This is a genomic window from Aeromicrobium choanae (assembly GCF_900167475.1).
GTDB classification, from domain to species: domain Bacteria; phylum Actinomycetota; class Actinomycetes; order Propionibacteriales; family Nocardioidaceae; genus Aeromicrobium; species Aeromicrobium choanae.
On record NZ_LT796768.1, the window covers coordinates 1,646,558 to 1,668,568 of the forward strand.

General features: G+C 70.9%; 12 protein-coding genes. 6 read left to right on the top strand and 6 right to left on the bottom strand.

Annotated features, from left to right (window positions below; genetic code table 11):
• Positions 1-100: 100 nt before the first annotated feature.
• Complete coding sequence (locus B5D60_RS08085; RefSeq protein ID WP_197684428.1) at positions 101-1,939, top strand: amidase family protein; 1,839 nt, start codon at positions 101-103, stop codon at positions 1,937-1,939.
• Positions 1,936-3,009: a cohesin domain-containing protein gene (locus B5D60_RS08090; protein WP_078699679.1), complete on the top strand. Its 1,074-nt coding sequence runs from the start codon at positions 1,936-1,938 to the stop codon at positions 3,007-3,009. The genes B5D60_RS08085 and B5D60_RS08090 overlap by 4 nt, the downstream gene beginning before the upstream one ends.
• A 77-nt stretch (positions 3,010-3,086) precedes the next feature.
• On the opposite strand, the gene B5D60_RS08095 is transcribed toward B5D60_RS08090, so the two are convergent.
• Both B5D60_RS08095 and B5D60_RS08100 read right to left on the bottom strand, forming a co-directional pair.
• The gene (locus B5D60_RS08095; RefSeq protein ID WP_153302924.1) at positions 3,087-3,443 is read right to left on the bottom strand and encodes a hypothetical protein; all 357 of its coding nucleotides are present in this window, start codon (positions 3,441-3,443) and stop codon (positions 3,087-3,089) included.
• 30 nt (positions 3,444-3,473) lie between these two features.
• Positions 3,474-4,844: a hypothetical protein gene (locus tag B5D60_RS08100; RefSeq protein WP_153302925.1), complete on the bottom strand. Its 1,371-nt coding sequence runs from the start codon at positions 4,842-4,844 to the stop codon at positions 3,474-3,476.
• Positions 4,845-4,912: 68 nt separating this feature from the next.
• On the opposite strand from B5D60_RS08100, the gene B5D60_RS08105 reads away from it, so the two are divergent.
• Together B5D60_RS08105 and B5D60_RS08110 are read left to right on the top strand one after the other, a co-directional pair.
• Positions 4,913-5,554 carry a DedA family protein gene (locus B5D60_RS08105; protein WP_231949036.1) on the top strand — a complete coding sequence of 214 codons (642 nt, stop codon included), beginning with the start codon at positions 4,913-4,915 and terminating at the stop codon, positions 5,552-5,554.
• Between the two features lie 149 nt (positions 5,555-5,703).
• Positions 5,704-8,688, top strand: coding sequence for a purple acid phosphatase family protein (locus tag B5D60_RS08110; protein WP_172806297.1), 2,985 nt, complete (start codon positions 5,704-5,706; stop codon positions 8,686-8,688).
• A 74-nt stretch (positions 8,689-8,762) separates the two neighbouring features.
• On the opposite strand, the gene B5D60_RS08115 is transcribed toward B5D60_RS08110, so the two are convergent.
• A complete protein-coding gene (locus B5D60_RS08115; RefSeq protein ID WP_078699684.1) occupies positions 8,763-10,439 on the bottom strand; it encodes an alpha/beta hydrolase in 1,677 nt (558 codons plus the stop codon).
• A 53-nt stretch (positions 10,440-10,492) separates the two neighbouring features.
• On the opposite strand from B5D60_RS08115, the gene B5D60_RS08120 reads away from it, so the two are divergent.
• Positions 10,493-11,890 (top strand): NAD-dependent succinate-semialdehyde dehydrogenase, encoded by a 1,398-nt coding sequence (locus tag B5D60_RS08120; protein ID WP_078699685.1) that lies wholly within the window; start codon positions 10,493-10,495, stop codon positions 11,888-11,890.
• A 317-nt stretch (positions 11,891-12,207) separates the two neighbouring features.
• Entirely contained in the window at positions 12,208-18,234 is a 6,027-nt protein-coding gene (locus B5D60_RS08125; RefSeq protein ID WP_078699686.1) for an Ig-like domain-containing protein, read from the top strand.
• A gap of 66 nt (positions 18,235-18,300) precedes the next feature.
• Here the strand turns inward: B5D60_RS08125 and B5D60_RS08130 are convergent, their stop codons facing one another.
• The 3 genes from B5D60_RS08130 to B5D60_RS08140 are packed head-to-tail and all read right to left on the bottom strand — an operon-like array spanning position 18,301 to position 21,979.
• The gene (locus tag B5D60_RS08130; RefSeq protein WP_078699687.1) at positions 18,301-19,647 is read right to left on the bottom strand and encodes a nitrogen regulation protein NR(II); all 1,347 of its coding nucleotides are present in this window, start codon (positions 19,645-19,647) and stop codon (positions 18,301-18,303) included.
• Between the two features lie 60 nt (positions 19,648-19,707).
• Positions 19,708-21,684 carry an ABC transporter ATP-binding protein gene (locus tag B5D60_RS08135; protein WP_197684429.1) on the bottom strand — a complete coding sequence of 659 codons (1,977 nt, stop codon included), beginning with the start codon at positions 21,682-21,684 and terminating at the stop codon, positions 19,708-19,710.
• Between the two features lie 4 nt (positions 21,685-21,688).
• Positions 21,689-21,979 (bottom strand): YbaY family lipoprotein, encoded by a 291-nt coding sequence (locus B5D60_RS08140; protein WP_153302926.1) that lies wholly within the window; start codon positions 21,977-21,979, stop codon positions 21,689-21,691.
• Positions 21,980-22,011 lie beyond the last annotated feature (32 nt).

Genomic DNA, 22,011 nt, shown 5'->3' on the forward strand with positions numbered 1-22,011 from the left:
TCACGTTCCTAGCGTGACGACGTCGGGGAGATCCCACGTCGAGAGGAACATGGTGAGACGCACACCCATCCGAGCAGGGGTAGCCCTGTCACTGGCCTGCATGACCGGGGCGGCCCTGATCGCCGCCGGCACTCCGGCCACCAGCGCCGAGGGGACGACCGACGCCGGTTCGTACCTCGCTCCCCGATTCACCGCCGCCGACCTCACTGGCGACGACGCCGTCACGCAGGAGGACGTCGACCTGCTCGTCGGCCGCGTGGGCACCACGTCGGCCGACGACGGCTGGGCGGCCGTGTCCGCCGCCGATCACGACGGCGACGACACCATCACGGTCACCGACGTGGCCCGCCTCGCCCAGGCGATGATCTACGACGACGGCGAGTTCGAGCTCGTCGAGGCGTCGGTCCTGGACATGCAGGCCGCGATGAACGCCGGTGTGCTGACCTCGGTCGAGCTCACCCGGACGTACCTCGACCGCATCGAGGCCTACGACAACGCGAAGGTCGACCCGGCCGCGAACGGACGGCCGCTGAAGTCGATCATCTCGACGAACCCCGAGGCGCTCGAGCTGGCCGCCGCGGCCGACGCCGAGCGCGCCGAGAACGGCATGACGAGCGTGCTGCTCGGCATCCCCGTGGCGCTGAAGGACAACTACGACACGAAGGGCATGCCCACCACCGCGGGCTGCGCGTGCTGGGAGGAGAACCAGACGCAGGACGACGCCGAGATGGTCGAGGGCCTGCGCGCCCAGGGCGCCGTCGTGCTGGCGAAGGCCAGCCTCGACGAGTTCGCCTACGGCTTCAGCTCGCAGTTCTCCGCGTTCCAGGGCGTCACCGTGAACGGCGACACCACGACGCAGCGCAGCACGCTGGTCGCGAGCCCCTACGCCACGTCGAAGACCGCCGGCGGCTCGTCCGGCGGCACCGGCGCCTCGATCTCGGCGAACCTCGCCGCGCTCGGCTTCGGCTCCGACACCGGCGGCTCGATCCGGGTGCCGTCGAGCTACAACCAGCTCGTCGGCGTCCGGCCCACCGTGGGCCTGGCCTCGCGCGACGGCATCGTGCCGCTGGCGCTCTCGCAGGACACCGGCGGCCCGATGGCGCGCTCGGTCTCCGACGCCGCGATCGCGATGGACGCCGTGGTCGGCGTCGACGAGAACGACACGGTCACGCAGCGTCAGGTCGGCAAGGTGCCGAACTCGTACACGAAGTACCTCGACCCGAACGCCCTCGAGGGCAAGAGGATCGGCTACTTCCCGCAGATGGTCCCGTCGCTGACCGCCTCGAACGCCGGACAGGCCGCCGCGGCGCGACGCTTCGAGCAGGCCAAGGCCGACCTCCAGGCCCAGGGCGCCACGGTCGTCCCGGTGCAGCTGACCGCCGAGGAGGGCACCGCGTTCACCCGCGTGCTCAACGAGGGCAGCGGCAGCACGAACGAGTTCAAGCACGACCTCGCGGAGTACATGGCGGCGCACCTGTCGCCCGAGGTCGGGGCGAACACGCTGCAGGGCATCATCGACAGCGGCAAGTTCGCCCCCGCCTACCGCTCCACGTACGTCCAGCGGAACAACATCACCGAGGACACCTACCAGCAGTGGGCCGGGCCGAACGGCTCGCACACGACACAGCTGGCGCTGGGTCACACGCAGGTGACGGCGCTGCTCGACGCGCAGGACATCGACGCGGTGGTCTACCCCTCCGGCACGCAGTACGGCACCTACAGCACCAACATGCGGCTCAGCCCGAACACCGGGATGCCGGCCGTGACGGTGCCGATGGGCGCTGACGCCGCGGACCCCTCGGCGGGCATGAACCTGGAGTTCCTGGGTCGCCAGTTCGACGAAGGACCGCTGCTCGGCCTGGCCTACGACTACGAGCAGGCCACAGGCCACCGCACCACGCCGGCGCTGTACGGCCCGCTCGCGCAGGAGGCACCGTGAACCGCGACCAGACGATCCGAGGACGACAGATGACGAAGAAGACGATGCGGCGCGGCGCGGTCGGGGCGATCTCGGTGGCCCTGCTGGGCGGTGCGCTGGCGATGACGCCCGCGCAGGCCGACGAGCCCACGTTCGCGGTGACGACCTCGGACTCGAGCGTGGCCGTCGGCGACGAGGTCACCGTCACGGTGGCGGCCGAGAACGTGCAGGACGTGTTCGCCTACGAGCTCGCCCTGGACTTCGACCCGGCCGTCCTGTCCTACGAGGCCGACAGCGCGTCGACCGACGTGACCGGCTCGACGTACGCGTCGGTGCAGGGTGACGACCTCGTCGTGCTGCACACCAAGCTCGGCACCTCGCCCGCCGCGAAGGGCGACGTGTCGCTCGTCTCGGCGACCTTCACGGCACGCAAGGCCGGCACGGCGACGCTCGCCGTGCCGTCCCTGAAGCTCGTCGGCACCGGCGGGGAGGCGCGCACGGTCGAGGTCGAGGGCGCGTCCGTCGCCGTCGACCGGATCGCGGCACCGACCGCCGTCACGGCCCCGAAGGTCTCGGGCAGCCCCCAGGTCGGCAAGGTGCTCGCGGTCTCGCCCGGCACGTGGTCGGTGAAGGGCGTCTCGACGCGGGTGCAGTGGCTGCGCAACGGCAAGGCGATCGCCGGGGCCACGCGCTCGACGTACCGCCTGGCGCCGGCCGACTTCCGGGCCGCGATCTCCGCCCGGGTGACGGCCTCCAAGGCCGACCACGCGGACGGCACCGCCGTCGCGAAGGCGATCTCGGTGACGCGGAAGGCCGTCAGCCGGACGGGCGTCAAGGTGCCCGGCTCGGTCAAGGCGAAGGCGACGTTCAAGGCGCGGGTCTCGGTGAAGGCCTCGGGCGTCAGCCCGAAGGGCACGATCCGGGTCTACGTCGGCGGCCGGCTCGTCAAGAAGAACGTGAAGGTCAGCAACGGCACGGCGACGGTCTGGCTGCGCGTGGCGAAGAAGGGCCGCTCGGCGGTGCGCTTCGTCTACGTCCCGCAGTCGGGTGTCGAGGGCAGCCACCGGACGGTGAAGGTGCGCGTGCGCTGACGTCGGGGTCCCAGGCGGCCGCGGATCCGGGGTGACAGACCCCCGGGTCCGCGGCCTTCCCGCGTCCGGCGCCTTCGCTAGTCGAGCGGCTCGGGCGCCGCGAGGGCGATCACCAGGCCGGCGAGAGAGAAGAGGAACAGCGGGATTCCCGCCTGGAAGATGTAGAGCCCGAAGAAGTCGGTGGCGGTCCCGTTCAGGAACTGGAGCCAGACCCAGATCACCGCGATCACGGGCGGCAGCGTCAGGGCGTACACGAACTTCGCCAGGGTGACGCGCACCAGGAAGATGCAGACGACGGTGACGACCGCGACGACGGACCACACGACCACCCACGCCAGGTCGCTCGGATAGAACATGAAGATCCCGACGTAGCAGGACAGCTGCACTCCGGAGCAGACCAGTGCTGCCCCACGATCAGCCCAGTAGTCGCTCACCGGTGTCACCCTAGGTGGTCGAGGCCTCGCTCACTGGTAGGTGATGAGTTCCGGGTGCGGGCGCACGCGGCGCCACGTCTGGGCCACGTCGAGCATCGGCTCGTCCTCGTCGACGAAGTTCTTCCAGCCCCAGCCGACGTTCGCGGGGGCGTCCTGGCGGATGACGCCCCACGTGCCGAACTTCGCGCCGGGGCTGCCCTGCCCGTCGACGTGGATGACGGTGGAGAGCTCGGGATGGTCGGTGCGCACCCGGTCGCGGTGGCGGATCATCTGGGTCTGGAACTGGTGCAGCACGAAGACCTTCTGCGGCAGCGCGTGCTTGCGCGTGAGGGCGGCCAGCCAGGCCGAGGTGCGGTTGATCTCGCTCGCGCCGACGTGCCCGATGCGCTGCAGCGGCTTCCCCTTCGGCCCGAGCCGCCACTCGGGGTCGAGGGCCAGGCCGACGTGCGGGCGGCGCAGCAGCGACTCGTACTCCTTGGCCTGGGACAGGAACGACGTGCGCCCCGGCTGGAGGTCGAGGATCACCACGACGCCTGCCTTCTCGGCCGCGTCGACGAGCGGCTCGAGGTCGGACACCTCGGTGCGGGCGGAGTAGTCGCCGTGCGGTCCCTTCGACGCGGCCGCGACGGTCGTGATGATCTCGAAGGCGGGGACGAAGTGCTCGTCCGGCGCGACCTTCCGGTACTTGCGCACGAGCTGGCGGACGCGGGCGACCGAGGCCTTCGGGCCCTGCTCGCCGAGCACGCCGAGCGCCGGCCCGGAGGGGTGCCCGTACATCGCCAGCAGGTGCTTGCCGCGGGTGGCGAACCAGCCACCGCCGACCGTCTGGGCGTTCGCCCGCACGACCCGCACGGCGTAGTCGTCGGCGCCGAGGGCGAGCAGGGGCCCGTCGGGGTCGCGGCGCAGCAGCTTCGCCGAGGGCGCGTGGCGGCGCGGGTCGGTGGCGATGCGCACGAGGTCGGCGTCGCCCAGGTCGGCGATCGCGAGCAGCTCGGGGGACGGCTTCCCGGTGGCGGCGATCGTGGCGCGGGCGGCGCGCTCGATCGGCTCAGCCTTGGCGCCGGCCTCGTCGTCCTCGGCCAGGACGCGGGCGCCGAGCCGCTTCGCCTCGGCCCGCCCCGCGTCGGTGTCCGGCAGTGCCGGCACACCGAGGTCGAGCGCGCGATCGACGGCCGCCTGCGGCTCCTCGGCGGGCACCAGCACGACGGCCGATGCGGACGCGAGCAGGAAGCGCGACGCGGCGACGACGTCGCCGGCCGGCGCCGCGGAGAGCCCGGTCGGCTCGGCGGCCCGGACGGTCTCGGCGTCCGGTCCGGAGTCCTCGCCCTCGCACGCGGTCAGCAGCGTCGTCAGCAGGACGACGGCGCCGGCGGCGGCGAGGAGTCGGCGGAACGGGTGCACCCGGCGACGGTACCCGGCGCCTCGGAACGGCGACACGCTGAGCGCCGCTCGTTATGCTCTGCCGGGTGATGATTCAGGCGACCGACCAGGAGATCGACGGGCTCGCGGGCTTCATGGTCGACCTGATGGACCGGATGGGGCTCTTCGGGGCCGCCCTCGCGGTCGGCCTGGACAACCTCTTCCCCCCGATCCCCAGCGAGATCGTGCTGCCGATGGCGGGCCTGGCCGCGAGCCAGGGCCGCTTCTCGCTCGCCGGCGCGCTGTTCGCCACCACCGCCGGCTCGGTGATCGGCGCCTGCATCATGTACTGGCTCGGGCGCCTCTTCGGACGCGACCGCACCGCGCGGGTGTTCGAGCGGACGCCCCTGCTGAAGGTCCGCGATCTCGAGGTCACCGAGGCCTGGTTCGCCAAGCACGGCACGAAGGCGATCTTCTTCGGCCGGATGGTGCCGATCTTCCGCAGCCTCATCTCGATCCCGGCCGGCGTGGAGCGGATGTCCTTCGGCATCTTCCTGCTGCTGACGACGCTCGGCAGCCTCATCTGGAACTCGATCTTCGTCGGCGCCGGCTACACGCTGGGTGAGAACTGGCACGTCATCGAGCCCTGGGCCGACTGGTTCCAGCGCCTCGTGATCCTGGCCGTCCTCGTGGTCTGCGGCTGGTTCGTCGTCACTCGCGTCCGCGAGCTCCGCGACCCCCGCGAGCGCTGACGCCGCCAGCGGACTCTTCTCACCACGGGCCCCGGCTGGTGCCCGGGGCTTCACGTGGGGTTCACCGCGCTGCCCTTCGATCGAGGGAGGGCGTGGTGGCACGCCCCGGCACCGGTCACGGTGCCGGTCGCACAGTGAGAGGTTCAATCGTGTTCCAAGTTCGCATGCCGGCCCGACGAGGTGTCGGTGCCGTGGGGCTCGCGGTGTCCGCGGTCCTCACGTGGGGGATGACCGCGCCGCTGACGGCGTACGCCGAGCCCACCGCCGCGCAGCAGGGTGCTGCCGCGGCTCGGGCCGCGAGTCCGGTGATCTCGACCGCCGACACCACGTGGCGCTACCTGGAGAACGACACGTTCCCCTCGGCGGGCGACGCTGATGCGCTGGCCTGGACGAAGGCCGGCTTCGACGACGCGGGCTGGAAGTCCGCCAAGGGCACGTTCGGTGGCAAGATCGCCAACGGGGTGCAGTCGCCGGACTACAGCGCCAGCCAGCGGGCCACGACCCAGCTGGAGATGAACGCGCCCGGTCAGGACGTCCGCGTCCGCACCTACTTCTTCCGCGCCGGCTTCGAGATCACGGCGGCCGAGCTGGCCGACCTGGGCCAGTTGCGCGGCAAGCTCGCGTTCGACGACGGCGCGATCGTCTACGTCAACGGGCACGAGGTCTTCCGCGGCGACGTGCCGGCGGGCTCCGAGGGCCTGAGCTACGCCTCCGGCTCGTCGACGAGCCTGGACTCCGGGGAGTTCACGGTGCCGCTCGAGCACCTCGTGGCCGGCGCCAACACGATCGCCGTCGAGGTGCACAACGACCGCGCGAGCAGCTCGGACATCTGGTTCGACCTCTCCGAGCTCACGCCGCTCACGGTCGAGGAGGCCACGGCCAAGCCGTCGCGCATCATCCTGACCCCGACCGAGGACCCGTACACGAGCCAGAACGTGACGTTCCAGGGCGCCACGCTCGAGGACACGACCGGTCGGGTGCAGTTCCGGCCGACGGCCGGCGGGGCGCTCAAGCAGGTGCGCGCACCGCTGCAGCCGAAGTCCGTCAGCAACGACTTCGGGCACTTCTCCGGGACGATCACCGGCCTCAGGCCCGCGACGGAGTACGACTACCGGGTGTCGTCCGGCGGCGCGTGGAGCGCGTGGAAGACCTTCGAGACCGCCGACCACGACGAGAAGGAGTTCTCCTACCTCTACTACGGCGACGCGCAGATCGGCCTGGACACCACGTGGCCGAAGGTCGTCGACGCGGCGCTGGAGAAGGCACCCGAGGCGATCGGGTCGGTGCACGCCGGCGACCTGATCGACACCAGCAGCAACGACACCCAGTGGCAGAACTGGTTCAAGGGCATGGAGGCGGCGGCGGCCACCACCAACGTCTTCGCCGCCCCCGGCAACCACGAGTACTCCGGTGACAAGCTGATGACGGCGTGGAAGGCGCACTTCGAGTACCCGCAGAACAACCCGAACGACTCGACGATCGGGAAGATGGCCGACCTGGCCGTCGGTGACACCGACGTCGCGCGCCAGTACCGGGCGCTGTTCGACCACTGGTCGGACTTCGCGGCCGAGACCGTCTACTACGCCGACTACCAGGACACGCGGTTCATCACGATCAACGCCACCCGCGACAGCGCGTTCCTGACGCCGGACAACCTGCCGACGTGCGCGGCGGCGGAGTGCCCGGTCAACAACCGGTCGAACCTGTGGATCCAGTACCAGGCGGCCTGGCTCGACCACGTCCTGGAGGAGAGCGACAGCAAGTGGAACGTCGTGACGTTCCACCAGCCGGTCTACTCGACCTCGGCGGGCCGCAACGAGCCGGTGCTGCGCGAGCAGTGGGTCCCGGTCTTCGAGAAGCACGACGTCGACCTGGTGCAGATGGGCCACGACCACACGTACGCCCGCGGGTTCAAGGACACCACCGCCACCGCGACCGAGGGCGTGACGGACGGTCCGGTCTACATCGTGTCCAACTCCGGAGCCAAGCACTACGCGCTGGAGACCGACGAGCGCAACGTGTGGACGAACAACGGCGCCACGCAGGTGCAGAAGGCCGCCAACATCACGACCTACCAGGTCGTCGAGGTCGCGGAGGACACCCTGACGTACAAGTCCTACATCGCCGAGATCGCCGGGACGCCGCAGTTCTTCCGCGACGGCGAGCGACTCGCCGCCGACGCGTTCAAGGTGGGCGACCTGTGGGACTCGTTCACGGTGCACAAGACCGACCACGGCCAGAAGGCGGTCGTCGAGGCCGGCGTCGAGGCCCCGGAGTTCGAGGATCTCAACGAGGCTCCGCGGATCACGTCCGACCTGGGGGCCGAGACCGTCGCCCTGCCCGGCGACCGCGTGCGACTCTCGGTGAAGGCCGAGGCCGACCGCGAGCTGTCCTACCAGTGGCAGTCGCGGACCGGGAGCGGCGACTGGTCCGACGTCGAGGACGCCACGGGCGCCACGCTGACGCTCGGCCGGGTCATCGCCGAGGACTTCGGCACCGCCTACCGCGTGGTCGTGACGGCCGGCACCAAGTCGGTGACCTCGACCGAGACGGTCCTGGTCGACGACACCGCTGCGCCGGTCTTCGCGAAGAACCTGCCCGCGACGACCACCGTGAACTCCGGGAAGGACCTGACCCTGCGGGTGAAGGCCACCTCCAACGGCACGGTCCGCTACCGCTGGCAGCAGCGCGCGGGCAGCTCCTGGGTCGACCTGACGGGCCGGACCGGGGAGACGCTCACGCTCCGCCAGGTGCGCGACGATCGCCGGCAGTACCGGGCCGTCGCCACGGCCGGGTCCCACGAGGTCACGTCCGCCGCGACCACCGTGCGGATTCGCCGCCAGGCCACCAGCGTGCGCGTGGGCGGTGCCAGCCTGAAGGCCGGCCAGCGGCCGGTCGTGCAGGTCCGTGGCTCGGTGGCCGGAACCGTGCGGGTCCGCGTGACGGCCGGCAAGCGGAGCTGGAGCACCACCGCGAAGGTCGGCCGGAACTCGGCACGCCGGATCACGCTTGGGTCCGCGCTCCCGCGCGGGCTGAAGGGCCGGGCCACCATCACGGTGACGCTCACGCCGGCCGGCGTCGACCACGCCCCGTCGCGCGTGGTGAAGAAGGTCAAGGTGAAGTCCGTGCGGTGAAGCGGACACCGTCACGCTGACGCCTCGGGGCCGGGCTCGTCCACTGGACGGGTCCGGCCTCGGGCGTTCGTCGATCAGTCGCGCAGCGACGGCGGGACGCCGGCGTTCTCCGCGTCGGCGTCGACGATCTGCTGCTGGAGGCGCCGCAGGTCGGCGCTGGTCCAGCCCTCGGGCTGCAGCACCGAGGCCCAGGCCGCCACGTGCTCGCCGACGAAGTCGTGGCCGTGTCCCGACGGGACCGCCATCCCCACCGCCATGTCGGCCGAGGTCTGCCAGAACGTGACGATCGGGTACCAGCGCATCGCGTTCGCGACGTCGGAGCCGCGCGGTTCGGAGAGCCAGTCGGGCTTGTCCCAGATCAGGTCGGGGCTCCACCAGGTGATCGGGTCGGAGGCGTGCACCAGGTAGAGCAGGTGCGGCCCGTCCCACGGCCGGGTGAGGGGGATGGTCGGACCCCACGGGTCGTTCGTGAAGCGCACCGTGCGCCCGTCGCGGAAGATCGGCTCGATCTCGCGGCTGCCGGGATCGCGCTGCTCGCGGAACTCGGTGAACAGCGCGTTGAACCCCGGGGGCCCGACGAAGAGCCCGCCCGAGGTCCGGTTGCGCAGGTCGGCCTCGCCGCTGAAGGCGGTCTCGAGCGCGAACGACCCCAGGCTCTCGCCGAAGAGGTACAGCCGCGGCCGCTCGTCGGCCGGCAGGGTGCTCCACCGCTCATAGACGGCGTCGAAGAGGGCACGGCCGGCATGGCGCGCCGCCCGTTGATCGACCAGGAACGACACCCAGGACGGCAGGTGGGAGTACTGCATCGACACGATCGCCGAGTCGCCGTCGGTGAGGTACTCGAACGAGTTCGACGCGCTCGGCTCGATGAAGCCCGAGCCCGTCGTCCCGGCCACCAGGAGGTTGGCTCGGTCGAAGCCGCCGGCTCGCTCCAGGTCCTCCACGGCCAGGCGCGCCCGCTCCTCGACGTCCTCGGCATGGGCGGTCCCGGCGTAGGCGCGGATCGGGTCGAGGGCCGGCCGGCCGGTGAACGCCGCGATCTCCTCACCGCTCGGGCCACGCGCCACGAAGCGACGCCCCTGCCGGCCCAGGTCCTCCCAGGCCAGCTCCGATTCCGGGCTGCCCGACCGCAGGGCGCTGGTGGGCGGCTCGAGGGTCGACGAGACCTGCTGGTCCCCGAGCGCGAAGGAGGAGTCCACCGCGGCGATCGCGTTGTCGTAGACCACGCCGCTCAGGGTGAAGAAGGTCAGCACGGCCACCAGGACCACGCCGGTGGCGCGGGCCGCCTGCGCGCCGATCCGCCGGGCCAGGAGGGCCGAGACCCACCGCGCGAGACGGCGCAGTCCGCGGCCCGCCGCGACGAGCAGGGCGAACACGAGCACGGCCACGACCGGCACGGTGATCAGCCGCCACGCGCTCGCGTCCCCCATGCCCATGAGCTCGCGGACCCGGTCCTGCTGGCGCACGCTGAGGACGTCGACGATCCCCAGGGCGACGAGCCCGACGCCGATCGTCCAGCCCCACAGTCGACGGCCCGGCTGCCGCGCCTCGCGGTCGGCGAAGGCGCGCCAGACCCAGGCGAGGGCGACGCCCAGTCCGTACCCGATCGCCGCCGTGACGCCCGTGACCAGTCCTTGGAAGAGGGCCGGCCGGGGGAGCAGTGACGGGGTCAGGGACAGCAGGGCGAAGGCGAAGGCGCCGATGAGGCCCGGCAGCGTGAGCCGGATCCACTCGCGCAGGCGGTCGTGCATGGCCGAAGTCTGACAGGTCGAAGGGATGCTCCGGGCGCGGTAGCGTCAGGAGCATGGCCCATCAGCTCTTCATCGCAGGACAGTGGCGCGACGCCGAGGGCGGCGCGACCTTCGAGGTCGAGAACCCCGCGACGGGGGAGACCCTGGCCACGGTGGCCGACGCCTCCGTGGCCGACGGGAGAGCGGCGCTCGACGCTGCGGTCGCCGCCCAGGCCGACTGGGCGCGGACCGCGCCCCGCGACCGCGGGGAGATCCTGCGGCGCGCCTTCGAGATCATCACCGACCGCGCCGACGAGCTGGCCGAGCAGATGACCGCCGAGATGGGCAAGCCCGTCAGCGAGTCGAAGGCCGAGATCGCCTACGGCGCCGAGTTCTTCCGCTGGTTCGCGGAGGAGTCCGTGCGGATCGCCGGCCGCCACTCCGTCGCCCCGAACGGCGCCACCCGGCTGCTCACGCTGAAGCAGCCCGTGGGCCCGTGCCTGATGATCACGCCGTGGAACTTCCCGCTGGCGATGGGCACCCGCAAGATCGGCCCGGCGATCGCCGCCGGCTGCACGATGGTGGTCAAGCCCGCCTCCCTGACGCCGCTCACGATGCTGAGCCTGGGCGAGATCCTCACCGAGGCCGGCCTGCCCGACGGGGTCCTCAACATCGTCACGACGAAGAGCACCGGCAAGGTGATGGAGCCGATCATCCGTGACCCCCGGCTGCGCAAGCTGACGTTCACCGGCTCCACCGAGGTGGGCCGCTCCCTCATCGAGCAGGCGGCCGAGGGTGTCCTGCGCGTCTCGATGGAGCTCGGCGGCAACGCCCCGTTCCTGGTCTTCGAGGACGCCGACCTGGAGAAGGCGGTCGACGGCGCGATGCTGGCCAAGATGCGCAACATCGGCGAGGCCTGCACCGCCGCGAACCGCTTCATCGTGCACGAGTCGCTCGCGGAGGAGTTCGCCACGCGCTTCGCGAAGCGGATGGAGCAGGCCGAGGTGGGCCCGCTCGTCGAGGCCAAGCAGCGCGACAAGGTGGCCGAGCTGGTCGACGACGCGAAGCAGCACGGCGCCACGGTGCTCACCGGTGGCGAGGTCCCGGACGGTGCGGGCTACCACTACCCGCCCACCGTCCTGACCGGCGTCCCCCGCGAGGCCCGCGTCTGGTGCGAGGAGATCTTCGGGCCGGTCGCGCCGATCTTCACGTTCTCCGACGACGACGAGGCGCTGCGGATGGCCAACGACACCGAGTACGGGCTGGTCGCCTACGCGTTCACGCAGAGCTACTCCCGCGCGATCAAGGTGTACGAGGGCCTGGAGACCGGCATGGTCGGCATCAACCAGGGTGTCGTCTCCAACCCGGCCGCGCCGTTCGGCGGGATGAAGGCGTCGGGCTTCGGTCGCGAGGGCGGCGACGAGGGCATCGAGGAGTACCTCGAGACGAAGTACGTGGGCCTGGCGCCCTGATGCCCTGAACCCGACGCCGCGAGGCGCGCGGGTGCTTCGGACATCGCCTCATGGGACTCGTGTGGCATGCGTCATGACACTTTGGTCCCCCCTGCGTAGTTCTTTGGGACCCTCTTCGAGGGGTCCTGGCCCAGCGGACCCCCAAACCCCAGAAGTTCACAACCGTCACAGGTAATCTCCTCGGCGAGCGGTCTGGAGGGAGTCGGACTCGCTCCTCGGGACCTCAGCAACGACGGGCCAGACCGCACCGGTCGGGCCCGATGTCGTCCTGCCTTCGTGTGCTCTGACGCTCCCATTCTCGAGAGGTCCCGTATTCCATGGCGTTCCGTCTGCACAGCCGGCTGCTCATCTGTGCAACAGCCTTCACCCTGATCGCACTCAGCCTCGCCGGGACCATGACGGTCCTGGCGCCCGCACCGGCCGCCGAGGCTGCACCCGCGCCCGCGTTCGACTGCACCGTTCCGCGCTTCTTCGCCCAGGCGGAGGAGCCGGTGGGCACCGTCAAGCTCAACACCGGCTCGTACACGACCTCGGGTGGTTCCCAGTGGACCCAGATCGGAGCGAACTACACCGGCGCGAACGTGTTCAACGCGCTGGCGTTCAACCCGACCGACGAGTACCTCTACGGAACGTTCTACGGACAGACCTCGGGCGCGAACGTCCGTGGCTCCCTCGTCCGCATCAACCGCTCGGGTGCCGTGACGCCCCTCGGCGACGCGACCACGGCGCTCGGCGCGCCCGCGAGCACCCTGTGGGACAGCGGCGAGTTCGACTCCAGCGGCAACTACTACGTCGCCTCGGGCAACGCCGGCACGACGACGATCCAGAGGATCGCCGGCCTGAAGAACGTCACGAGCACCTCGAGCACCCCGCGTCCGACGCGCACGACGATCACCCTCTCGCGGAACATCCGCTTCGCCGACCTGACGTTCCTCAAGGGCTACCTGTGGGCCGCCAACTACGGTCAGGCGTCGGAGCTCTATCGCATCAACCCCTCCACCGGTGCCGTCACGACCTTCACGGTGCCGACCAGCATCATGCCGACCAACTCGTACGGCTCGGCCTTCACGATGACGAACGGCAACCTCGCGCTCATCGCGACCAACGGCTTCATGTACCAGATCGCGATCCGCAACGCCGACCAGGCGACGCCGACGTTCGAGCTGATCAGCCGCGTGACCGCTCCGGCGAACCAGCGCAGCGACGCGACGAACTGCGCCACCGCCCTGGAGTCCAAGCTCAGCGTGACCAAGACCGGCCCCGCCACGGTGGTCGTCGGCAAGACCATCACGTGGCGCGTCGTGGTGAAGAACGAGGGCCCGGGCAACACGTCGGGCTTCGTCCTCAACGACGTGCTCCCGAACAACCTCGCCAACGTCAGCGTGACCAGCACCGACACGTCGTGCGTCGTGACCGGCACCACGCAGAAGATCGCCACCTGCAACGGCGGCTACCTCGAGGTCGGCGCCGAGGCGGTCGTCAACGTCAGCGCCACCGCGCCCTCCACCCCGGGCCCGCTGATCAACAGGGCCCAGGCGATCGGCAACGAGGATCCGGACCCGGCCCCGCCGGCCACGGCGGAGACCCAGGTCGTCATCGCCACCGAGGTCAACGTCCCGGCCACGGTCACCGACTCGTCGAACGGCACGTACGACCGCACCTCGGCGAAGGGCGGCACGATCGCCTACGCCGGCGGCCGCTACACCTACACGCCCCCGGCGGGCTTCTCCGGCTCGGACTCCTTCACGTACCGCGCCGCCGACGGAACTCTCGTGACCGTCCTGGTCCAGGTCACGCCCCAGGCCGACCCCGACACCCGGACGACGCAGACGGGGGTCCCGGTCCAGGTCTCGGCAGCCGCCCTCGAGGCGCTCGGCCGGGGCACGGACCTCACGCTCGTCGGCGTCGGTTCGCCCGAGCACGGAACGGTCGCCCTGGACCAGGGCGTCGTGACCTACACGCCGGCGGCCGGATTCTCCGGGACCGGCAGCTTCACCTACACGCTGCGGGACGCCTCCGACCAGGAGGTCACCCAGACGATCACCGTGACGGTGACCAACGTCTTCAGCGACGAGACCGCCGTCGAGGACGGCGTGACGACGCCGCAGAACACCGCGAAGAAGATCCCCCTGGACGACGTCGTCTCCCCGTCGGGCCGGCCGCTCGACCCGACGAAGGTCACGGTCCCCGGTGCTCCCGAGCACGGCGACGTGACGGTGGATCCGGTGACGGGTGAGCTGACCTACACGCCGGATGCCGGGTACACCGGTGACGACGAGTTCGACGTGCGCGTGTGTGACACGTCCGCCCCGGTCCAGTGCACGACGGTCACGATCACCGTCACGGTGTCGCCCAACACGGTGACGGCTGACGACGACTCGGCCACGACGCCGGTTGAGACGCCCCGGACGATCAACGTTCGTGGCAACGACGACAGCGCCTCGGGCCAGCCGTTCGCGGCGCCGACGGTGACGACGGCTCCTGCGCACGGCACCGCTGTGGTGGAGTCCGACGGCCGGATCACCTACACCCCGGCAGCGGGCTTCTCGGGTGAGGACACGTTCCAGTACCGCGTGTGCGACACCTCCACGCCGACCGCGGCGTGCGACACCGCCACCGTGACGGTCACCGTGACCAACGTCTTCAGCGAGGAGACGGCCGCGGAGGACGGTGTGACGACCCGCCAGAACACGGCGAAGGACATCCCGCTGGACGACGTGGTCTCCGCGACGGGCAAGCCGCTCGACCCGACCAAGGTCACCGTCACCGAGGACCCGAGCCACGGCGACGTGACGGTCGACCCGACCACGGGTGAGCTGACCTACACGCCGGATGCCGGCTACGTCGGTGACGACGAGTTCGATGTCCGCGTGTGCGACACGTCCGACCCGGTCCAGTGCACGACGGTCACGATCACCGTCACGGTCGGCGCGAACACCGTGACCGCCGATGACGACTCGGCTACGACTCCTGTCGAGACGCCCCGGACGATCAACGTCCGCGGTAACGACGACAGCGCCTCGGGCCAGTCGCTCGCGGCGCCGACGGTGACGACGGCTCCGGCGCACGGCACCGCCGTGGTGGAGTCCGACGGCCGCATCACCTACACGCCCGAGGCGGGCTTCTCCGGTGAGGACACGTTCCAGTACCGCGTGTGCGACACGTCGGCGCCCACCGCGGCGTGCGACACCGCCACCGTGACGGTCACCGTGACGAACGTCTTCAGCGGCGAGACCGCGGTCGAGGACGGCGTCTCGACCCCGCAGAACACGCCGAAGGACATCCCCCTCGACGACGTGGTCTCGCCGACGGGCCAGCCGCTCGATCCCACCACGGTCACCATCCCCGAGGGTCCCGACCACGGTGAGGTGACGGTCGATCCGGTCACGGGTGAGCTGACCTACACGCCGGATCCGGGCTACTCCGGCGACGACGAGTTCGACGTGCGCGTGTGCGACACCTCGAACCCGGCCCAGTGCACCACCGTCACGATCTCGGTCACGGTCGGTGCGAACACCGTCGAGGCCTTCGACGACATCGCGACCACCTCGGTGGAGACGCCGATCGCGGTGCTGGTCCGCCAGAACGACACGTCGCTCTCGGGCCAGGCGCTCGCGCTGCCGTCCGTGACGACGGCTCCGGCGCACGGCACTGCCTCCATCACGCTGGACGGACGCATCGTCTACACGCCGGAGGACGGGTTCTCGGGTGAGGACACGTTCGAGTACCGCCTGTGCGACACCTCGTCGCCCACGCCGGTGTGCGACACCGCCGCGGTGACGGTCACCGTGACGAACGTCTTCGCCGAGGAGTCGGCCGCGGAGGATGGCGTGAAGACGCCGCAGAACACCGCCAAGGACATCCCGCTCGCTGACGTGGTGTCGTCGACGGGCCAGCCCGTCGACCCCACGAAGGTCACGGTCTCCGGGGAGCCGAACCACGGCGAGGTCACGGTCGACCCGACCACGGGCGAGCTGACCTACACCCCCGACGACGGGTACACCGGCGACGACGAGTTCGACGTGCGCGTCTGCGACACCTCGAACCCGGTCCAGTGCACCACCGTCACGATCACGGTCACGGTCGGCGCGAACGCCGTCGAGGCGGCCGACGACTCGGCCACGACGCCGGTCGAGACGCCCCGGACGATCAACGTCCGCGGCAACGACGACAGCGCCTCGGGCCAGCCGTTCGCGGCGCCGACGGTCACGACGGCTCCGGCGCACGGCACCGCCGTGGTGGAGTCCGACGGCCGGATCACCTACACGCCCGAGGCGGACTTCTCCGGTGAGGACACGTTCCAGTACCGCGTCTGTGACACGTCGACGCCCACCGCGGCGTGCGACACCGCCACGGTGACGGTCACGGTCGAGAACGTCTTCAGTGACGAGAGCGCGGTCGAGGACGGCGTCTCGACGCCGCACAACACGGCCGAGAAGATCACGTTGGACGACGTGGTCTCGAGCTCGGGCCGCGCGCTCGACCCGACGAAGGTGACCGTCCCCGTCGCGCCCGAGCACGGGACCGTCACGGTCGACCCGGTCACGGGTGGGCTGACCTACACGCCGCAGACCGGCTACGCCGGTGACGACGAGTTCGAGGTGCGCGTGTGCGACACGTCGGCCCCGGTCCAGTGCACCACGGTGACGATCACGGTCACGGTCGAGGCGAACACCGTGACCGCCGATGACGACTCGGCCACGACTCCTGTCGAGACGGCCCGGACGATCAACGTTCGTGGCAACGACGACAGCGCCTCGGGCCAGCCCTTCGCGGCGCCGACGGTCACGACGGCTCCGGCTCACGGCAGCGCCGTGGTGGAGTCCGACGGCCGGATCACCTACACGCCCGAGGCGGGCTTCTCGGGTGAGGACACGTTCGAGTACCGCGTCTGCGACACCTCGACGCCGACCGCGGTGTGCGACACCGCCACGGTGACGGTCACGGTGACCAACGTCTTCACCGAGGAGACCGCGGTCGAGGACGGTGTCGCGACCCCGCAGAACACGCCGAAGGACATCCCCCTCGACGACGTGGTCTCGCCCTCGGGCCAGCCGCTCGATCCGACGACGGTCACCATCCCCGAGGGTCCCGAGCACGGTGAGGTCACGGTGGACCCGGTCACGGGCGAGCTGACCTACACGCCGGATCCGGGCTACTCCGGTGACGACGAGTTCGAGGTCCGCGTGTGCGACACCTCGAGCCCGGCCCAGTGCACCACCGTCACGATCGGCGTCGAGGTGTCCGCCAACGCGGTCGCCGCGGCCGACGACTCGGCCACGACGGCACTCGGCACCGAGGTCGACGTCGACGTGACGGACAACGACAGCTCGGCCTCCGGCCAGGACCTGGCGCACCCGACGGTCACGACGGCTCCGGCCCACGGCACCGCCGTGGTCGACTCCGACGGCAAGGTCACGTACACGCCCGAGGCCGGGTTCTCCGGTGAGGACACGTTCGAGTACCGCGTGTGCGACACGTCGACGCCGACCGCGGTGTGCGACACCGCCACGGTGACGGTGACCGTCACGAACGCGTTCACGAACGCGCCCGCGGTCTCCGACGGCGTCGAGACCGACCAGGACGAGGCGCTGACGGTCCCGCTGGCCGACATCGTGAGCTCCGCGGGTGCGGCGCTGGATCCGGAGTCGGTCGAGGTCATCGGGCGTGCGGCCCACGGCGACGTCACGGTCGACGCCCAGACGGGTGCCGTGACCTACACGCCGGACGACGGCTACTCCGGTGACGACGCGTTCGACCTCCGGGTGTGCGACACGTCGAAGCCCGTGCAGTGCCACACCGTGACGATCCCCGTGAAGGTGCGGGCCAACACGGTCGTGACCGGTGACGACAAGGCCACGACCCGCGAGGGTCGCCCGGTGGTCGTTCAGGTCGAGGGCAACGACACCAGCCGGACCGGCCGCCCGCTCACGGCGGCGCGGGTCACCGCGCAGCCGAAGAACGGTGTGGCGGAGGTCCTGCAGGACGGCACCGTGCGGTACACGCCGCGGAAGGGCTTCGTCGGCACGGACTCGTTCGAGTACGAGCGCTGCGACGACTCCACTCCGGTGCCCGTCTGCGACACGGCGACCGTCACGGTCGACGTGACGGCGGCTCCCGAGGCGCCGGCCGAGCCGGGCGACGACCCGGACGTCGCGGGTGACGACGAGAGCGTCGACGGCAGCGACGAGGGTGGTGACGAGAAGGGCGACGACCGCGCGTCCGACGGCTCGCCGCTGGCCGACACGGGCTCGGATGCCACCCTCGGTGCGCTGGCCGGTGGACTCGGCGCGCTCGCGCTCGGCGCGCTCGCGATCGTGATGGCACGCCGCCGCCGCGCCTGACCACGCGTCTCGCCCGGGGTCCGACAGGGCCCCGGGCGAGTCACGTCCGGTCCCGAAGTGCCGGGCTCAGCTGCCGTGCGCGGTGTCGCGGCCGTAGGCGGCGTCGCTCACGCGCCGGATGAACGCGGCGGACGACTCGCCCGGCACGGGCGTGTGGAAGGTGACCTCCATGTCGACCTGGAGGTCCTCGAGCGGCACGTGGCCCGGGACGGCGTCGAAGTCGTGGTCCACCAGCTCGGTGACGAACGTCCACGTATCGAGCCGGGCCCACTCCACGTCGGGGTAGCCGGCCTCCGCCGCACGGGCCTCCATGCGCCGGGCGATGAGGAACATCACCTCGTCGGTGCGCTGCGGGTCGCGCGGTGTGACGACGAGCCGGATGACGGTGCCACCCTCGGCGGCGACGGTCCTCAGCACCTCGAGGGCGGCCTTGCGTCCGAGCGTCTGGGTGCCGGGGTCGTGGCCCTTGAGGGCACCGGAGACGGTGGGGAAGGACGAACCCTCCACCGACGAGCGCACGGGACGGAACATCAGGACCAGGTCGCCGTCGAGGTCGAGCGGGTCCACCGAGTGCACCGACAGGGTGGTGCGCAGCTCACCGCCCTGGATGAACAGCGTGACGGTGGCTCCGTCCACGAACCGCGGAGGCATCGACAGGGCAGCGGTGAGGTCCATCCCGTGCGACGCCGTGCGACCCATCAGGCGCAGCAGGCTGGCGGCCGGGCCGTTCCAGTCCTGCAGCCGCCCGGCGCGGTCGATCACGAAGATGAAGACGCCGATCGAGTTCATCAGGCGGTCCGCCCGCGAGGCCGACCGAGACCACGACCCGACGTGGCTCGTCGTCCACACCAGGACGAGGCAGATGGCGGCGATGGCCAGCGGTGTCAGTGCGGGAACGAGCACCTGGAAGGACACGACGAACAGGCCTGCGACCTCGGCCGCGAGGACGACCCGGCGCACGTGCCTGGACGGGTCGTGCTGGCGCGTGCTCAGCGTGAGGACGCCGGCGCCGAGGAGTCCGAACGCGTAGATCAGGTGCGCCGCGTAGACCGGGCTGTCGTAGTAGCGGTCACCGTCGGTGATGCCGACCGCCGGCACCATGCCGGCGAAGGTGAGAGCGGCGATCGTCGCCGCGGCGATCCACAGCCAGGGCGCGACCACCCAGCGCCCGTGGACGAGTCGTCGGGCGGCCACGAAGAAGCTCACGGCGCTGACCTGCACGACCACGACGTTGATCGCCACGAGCAGGCTCGGCGCGAGGTCGTCGGGTCCGCGAAGCGCCCGCAGCAGGTTCCAGCAGGCCACCGACAGCACGAGGATGACCACGGGCACCGAGACGGCGGGCCGATGGTGCCTCACCGCCAGGACCGACAGCAGCAGCACTGCCGAGGTCACCAGGTAGGCGGTGGTCATGGCCAGAATTCTGGCAGTCCTCGAGGGCGGTGACCACGCCTTTGTCGCGTCCCCCTGGTGTCAGAGGCAGACATCGGCGCGCAGGGGCCCCACGGCCCCCACGGGACGCGGTGAGTCCGACGCGGGACGGCGCGCGGAGAACTGCTCGCGGTACAGCCGGCCGTACAGACCGTCGGGGTCGTCGACGAGCTCGGCGTGCGTGCCCTGCTCCACGACACGGCCGTCGACGAGGCCGAAGATCACGTCGGCGTTCTGGATCGTGCTGAGCCGGTGCGCGATCGCGAGCGTGGTGCGGCCGGACGTGGCCCGCTCGAGCGCCTCCTGCACGAGCCGCTCGGTCTCGTTGTCCAGTGCACTGGTGGCCTCGTCGAGGATCAGGATGCGCGGGTTCTTCAGCAGGACGCGAGCGATGGCGATGCGCTGCTTCTCGCCGCCGGAGAGCCGGTAGCCGCGCTCGCCCGTGACGGTGTCGTAGCCGTCGGGGAAGCTCATGATCCGGTCGTGGATGTTGGCGTCGGTCGCGGCCGCGACGATCTCCTCGGGAGTGGCCCCGGGCTTGGCGTAGGCGATGTTCTCGCGGATCGTGCCGTGGAAGAGGTACGGCTCCTGCGTCACCATGCCCACGCAGTCGGCCAGCGACGACAGGCTCATGTCGCGCACGTCGATGCCGTCGATCAGCACCTGGCCGCGGTCGACGTCGTAGAAGCGCGGCACGAGGTAGGTGGCGGTGGTCTTGCCCGAGCCCGAGGGACCCACGATCGCCGCCAGCTGGCCGCCCTCGATCCGCAACGACAGGTCCGACAGCGCCCACGCGTCCTCCTGCGCCGTGGACTCGGCGTCGATGGTGCCGGCGGAGTCGCCGAAGCGGTCCTTGACGGACTCGCCGGTGAGCGTGCGCGGCTCGGGGTAGCGGAACCACACGTCACGGAACTCGATCGTGCCCTGCAGGTCGGCCGGGCTCACGTCGCGCGCCCCGGGCCGGTCGACGATCGCGGGCTCCAGGTCGAGGTACTCGAAGATGCGGCGGAACAGCGCCAGCGAGGTCTGCACGTCGAGCGAGACGCGCATGAGCTGCAGCAGCGGCATCTGCAGGCGGGCCTGCACCGTGGTGAACGCGACCAGGGTGCCCGCGGTCAGCGAGGCGGGATCGCCCGGGAGTCGCCCGGCGATGATGAAGCCGGCGAACAGGTAGATGATCGCCGGGGTGATGGCGAAGAAGGTCTGGACCGTGGCGAAGAACAGCCGGCCGGTCATCGCCTGCTCGACCTGCAGGCGGGTCTGCTCGAGGTTCGCCGTGCGGTAGCGCTCGGCCTCGGACTTGCTGCGGTTGAACACCTTGGCGAGCAGGATCCCCGAGACGCTGAGCGACTCCTCGGTGATCGCGGTCATCTCCGAGAGGCTCTCCTGCGTGCGCCGCGCGAGCTGCTGGCGGCGCCGCCCGACCTTGAGCTGCAGCCACACGAACAGCGGCATCAGGATGAGCGTGAGGATCGTGAGCTCCCACGACAGGATCACCATCGAGATGAACGCCGCGGTGACCGTGACGGTGTTCTGCAGGATCGAGGTGGCCGTGTCGGTCAGGACCGTGCGGACCCCTGCCACGTCGTTGGCCAGGCGCGACTGGATCGCGCCTGTCTTCGTGGTGGTGAAGAACGCCAGCTCCATCTTCTGCAGGTGGGCGAACAGCTCACTGCGCAGGTCGGCCATCGCCGAGTTGCCGATCGTGGACGTCAGCCAGTTCTGCGCGATGTTGAGCATCGACGCCAGGATCGGCAGCACGCACATGCCGGCGACGAGCCAGCCCAGCAGGCCCAGGTCGGGACCTCCGTCGCCGAAGAGGGCGTCGTCGAAGACGGCCTGGGTGAGGAACGGGACGATCGAGGTCAGCAGCGCTGCGAGCACGACGATGACCCCGACCGAGGCCATCTTGCCGCGGTAGGGGCGCAGCAGGGTGGCGATGCGCCGCAGCACCGGGCGGTTGTCCGCAGCGATCTCGGCATCGCTCAGGTGCGTGACGGACGGGCCCGGTCGTGGCACGGCGTCAGTCGCCGATCCGGGTGAGGTCGACCGTTCCGAGGTCGGCCGGGACGAGCTCGAGGGTGCCCCAGCCGCCGACCTCGTTGCGCAGGAACGCCCACACGAACAGCTCGCTGGTGACCAGCTGCTCGTCGATGTCGAGACTGAACTCCACGGGCACCCCGTCGGCCGGCAGCGCGGTGGCGGCGAGCACCTCGCCGTCGGCGTCGACGACCTTGACCGTGGCCACCCCACCCGGGGGGAACGCGATCTTCTCGCGGACGGACAGGGAACCGGAGACGGTCAGCATCGACATGACGTCAGGGTAGTCCGGCAGGCACGTCGCCA

What these genes read in the sequence shown, in the direction of transcription:
- B5D60_RS08085 (WP_197684428.1), top strand. Translation starts at nt 101, where the DNA reads ATGACCGGGGCGGCCCTGATCGCCGCCGGCACTCCGGCCACCAGCGCC.
- B5D60_RS08105 (WP_231949036.1), top strand. Translation starts at nt 4,913, where the DNA reads ATGATTCAGGCGACCGACCAGGAGATCGACGGGCTCGCGGGCTTCATG.
- B5D60_RS08115 (WP_078699684.1), bottom strand. Translation starts at nt 10,439, where the DNA reads ATGCACGACCGCCTGCGCGAGTGGATCCGGCTCACGCTGCCGGGCCTC.
- B5D60_RS08120 (WP_078699685.1), top strand. Translation starts at nt 10,493, where the DNA reads ATGGCCCATCAGCTCTTCATCGCAGGACAGTGGCGCGACGCCGAGGGC.
- B5D60_RS08125 (WP_078699686.1), top strand. Translation starts at nt 12,208, where the DNA reads ATGGCGTTCCGTCTGCACAGCCGGCTGCTCATCTGTGCAACAGCCTTC.
- B5D60_RS08130 (WP_078699687.1), bottom strand. Translation starts at nt 19,647, where the DNA reads ATGACCACCGCCTACCTGGTGACCTCGGCAGTGCTGCTGCTGTCGGTC.
- B5D60_RS08140 (WP_153302926.1), bottom strand. Translation starts at nt 21,979, where the DNA reads ATGTCGATGCTGACCGTCTCCGGTTCCCTGTCCGTCCGCGAGAAGATC.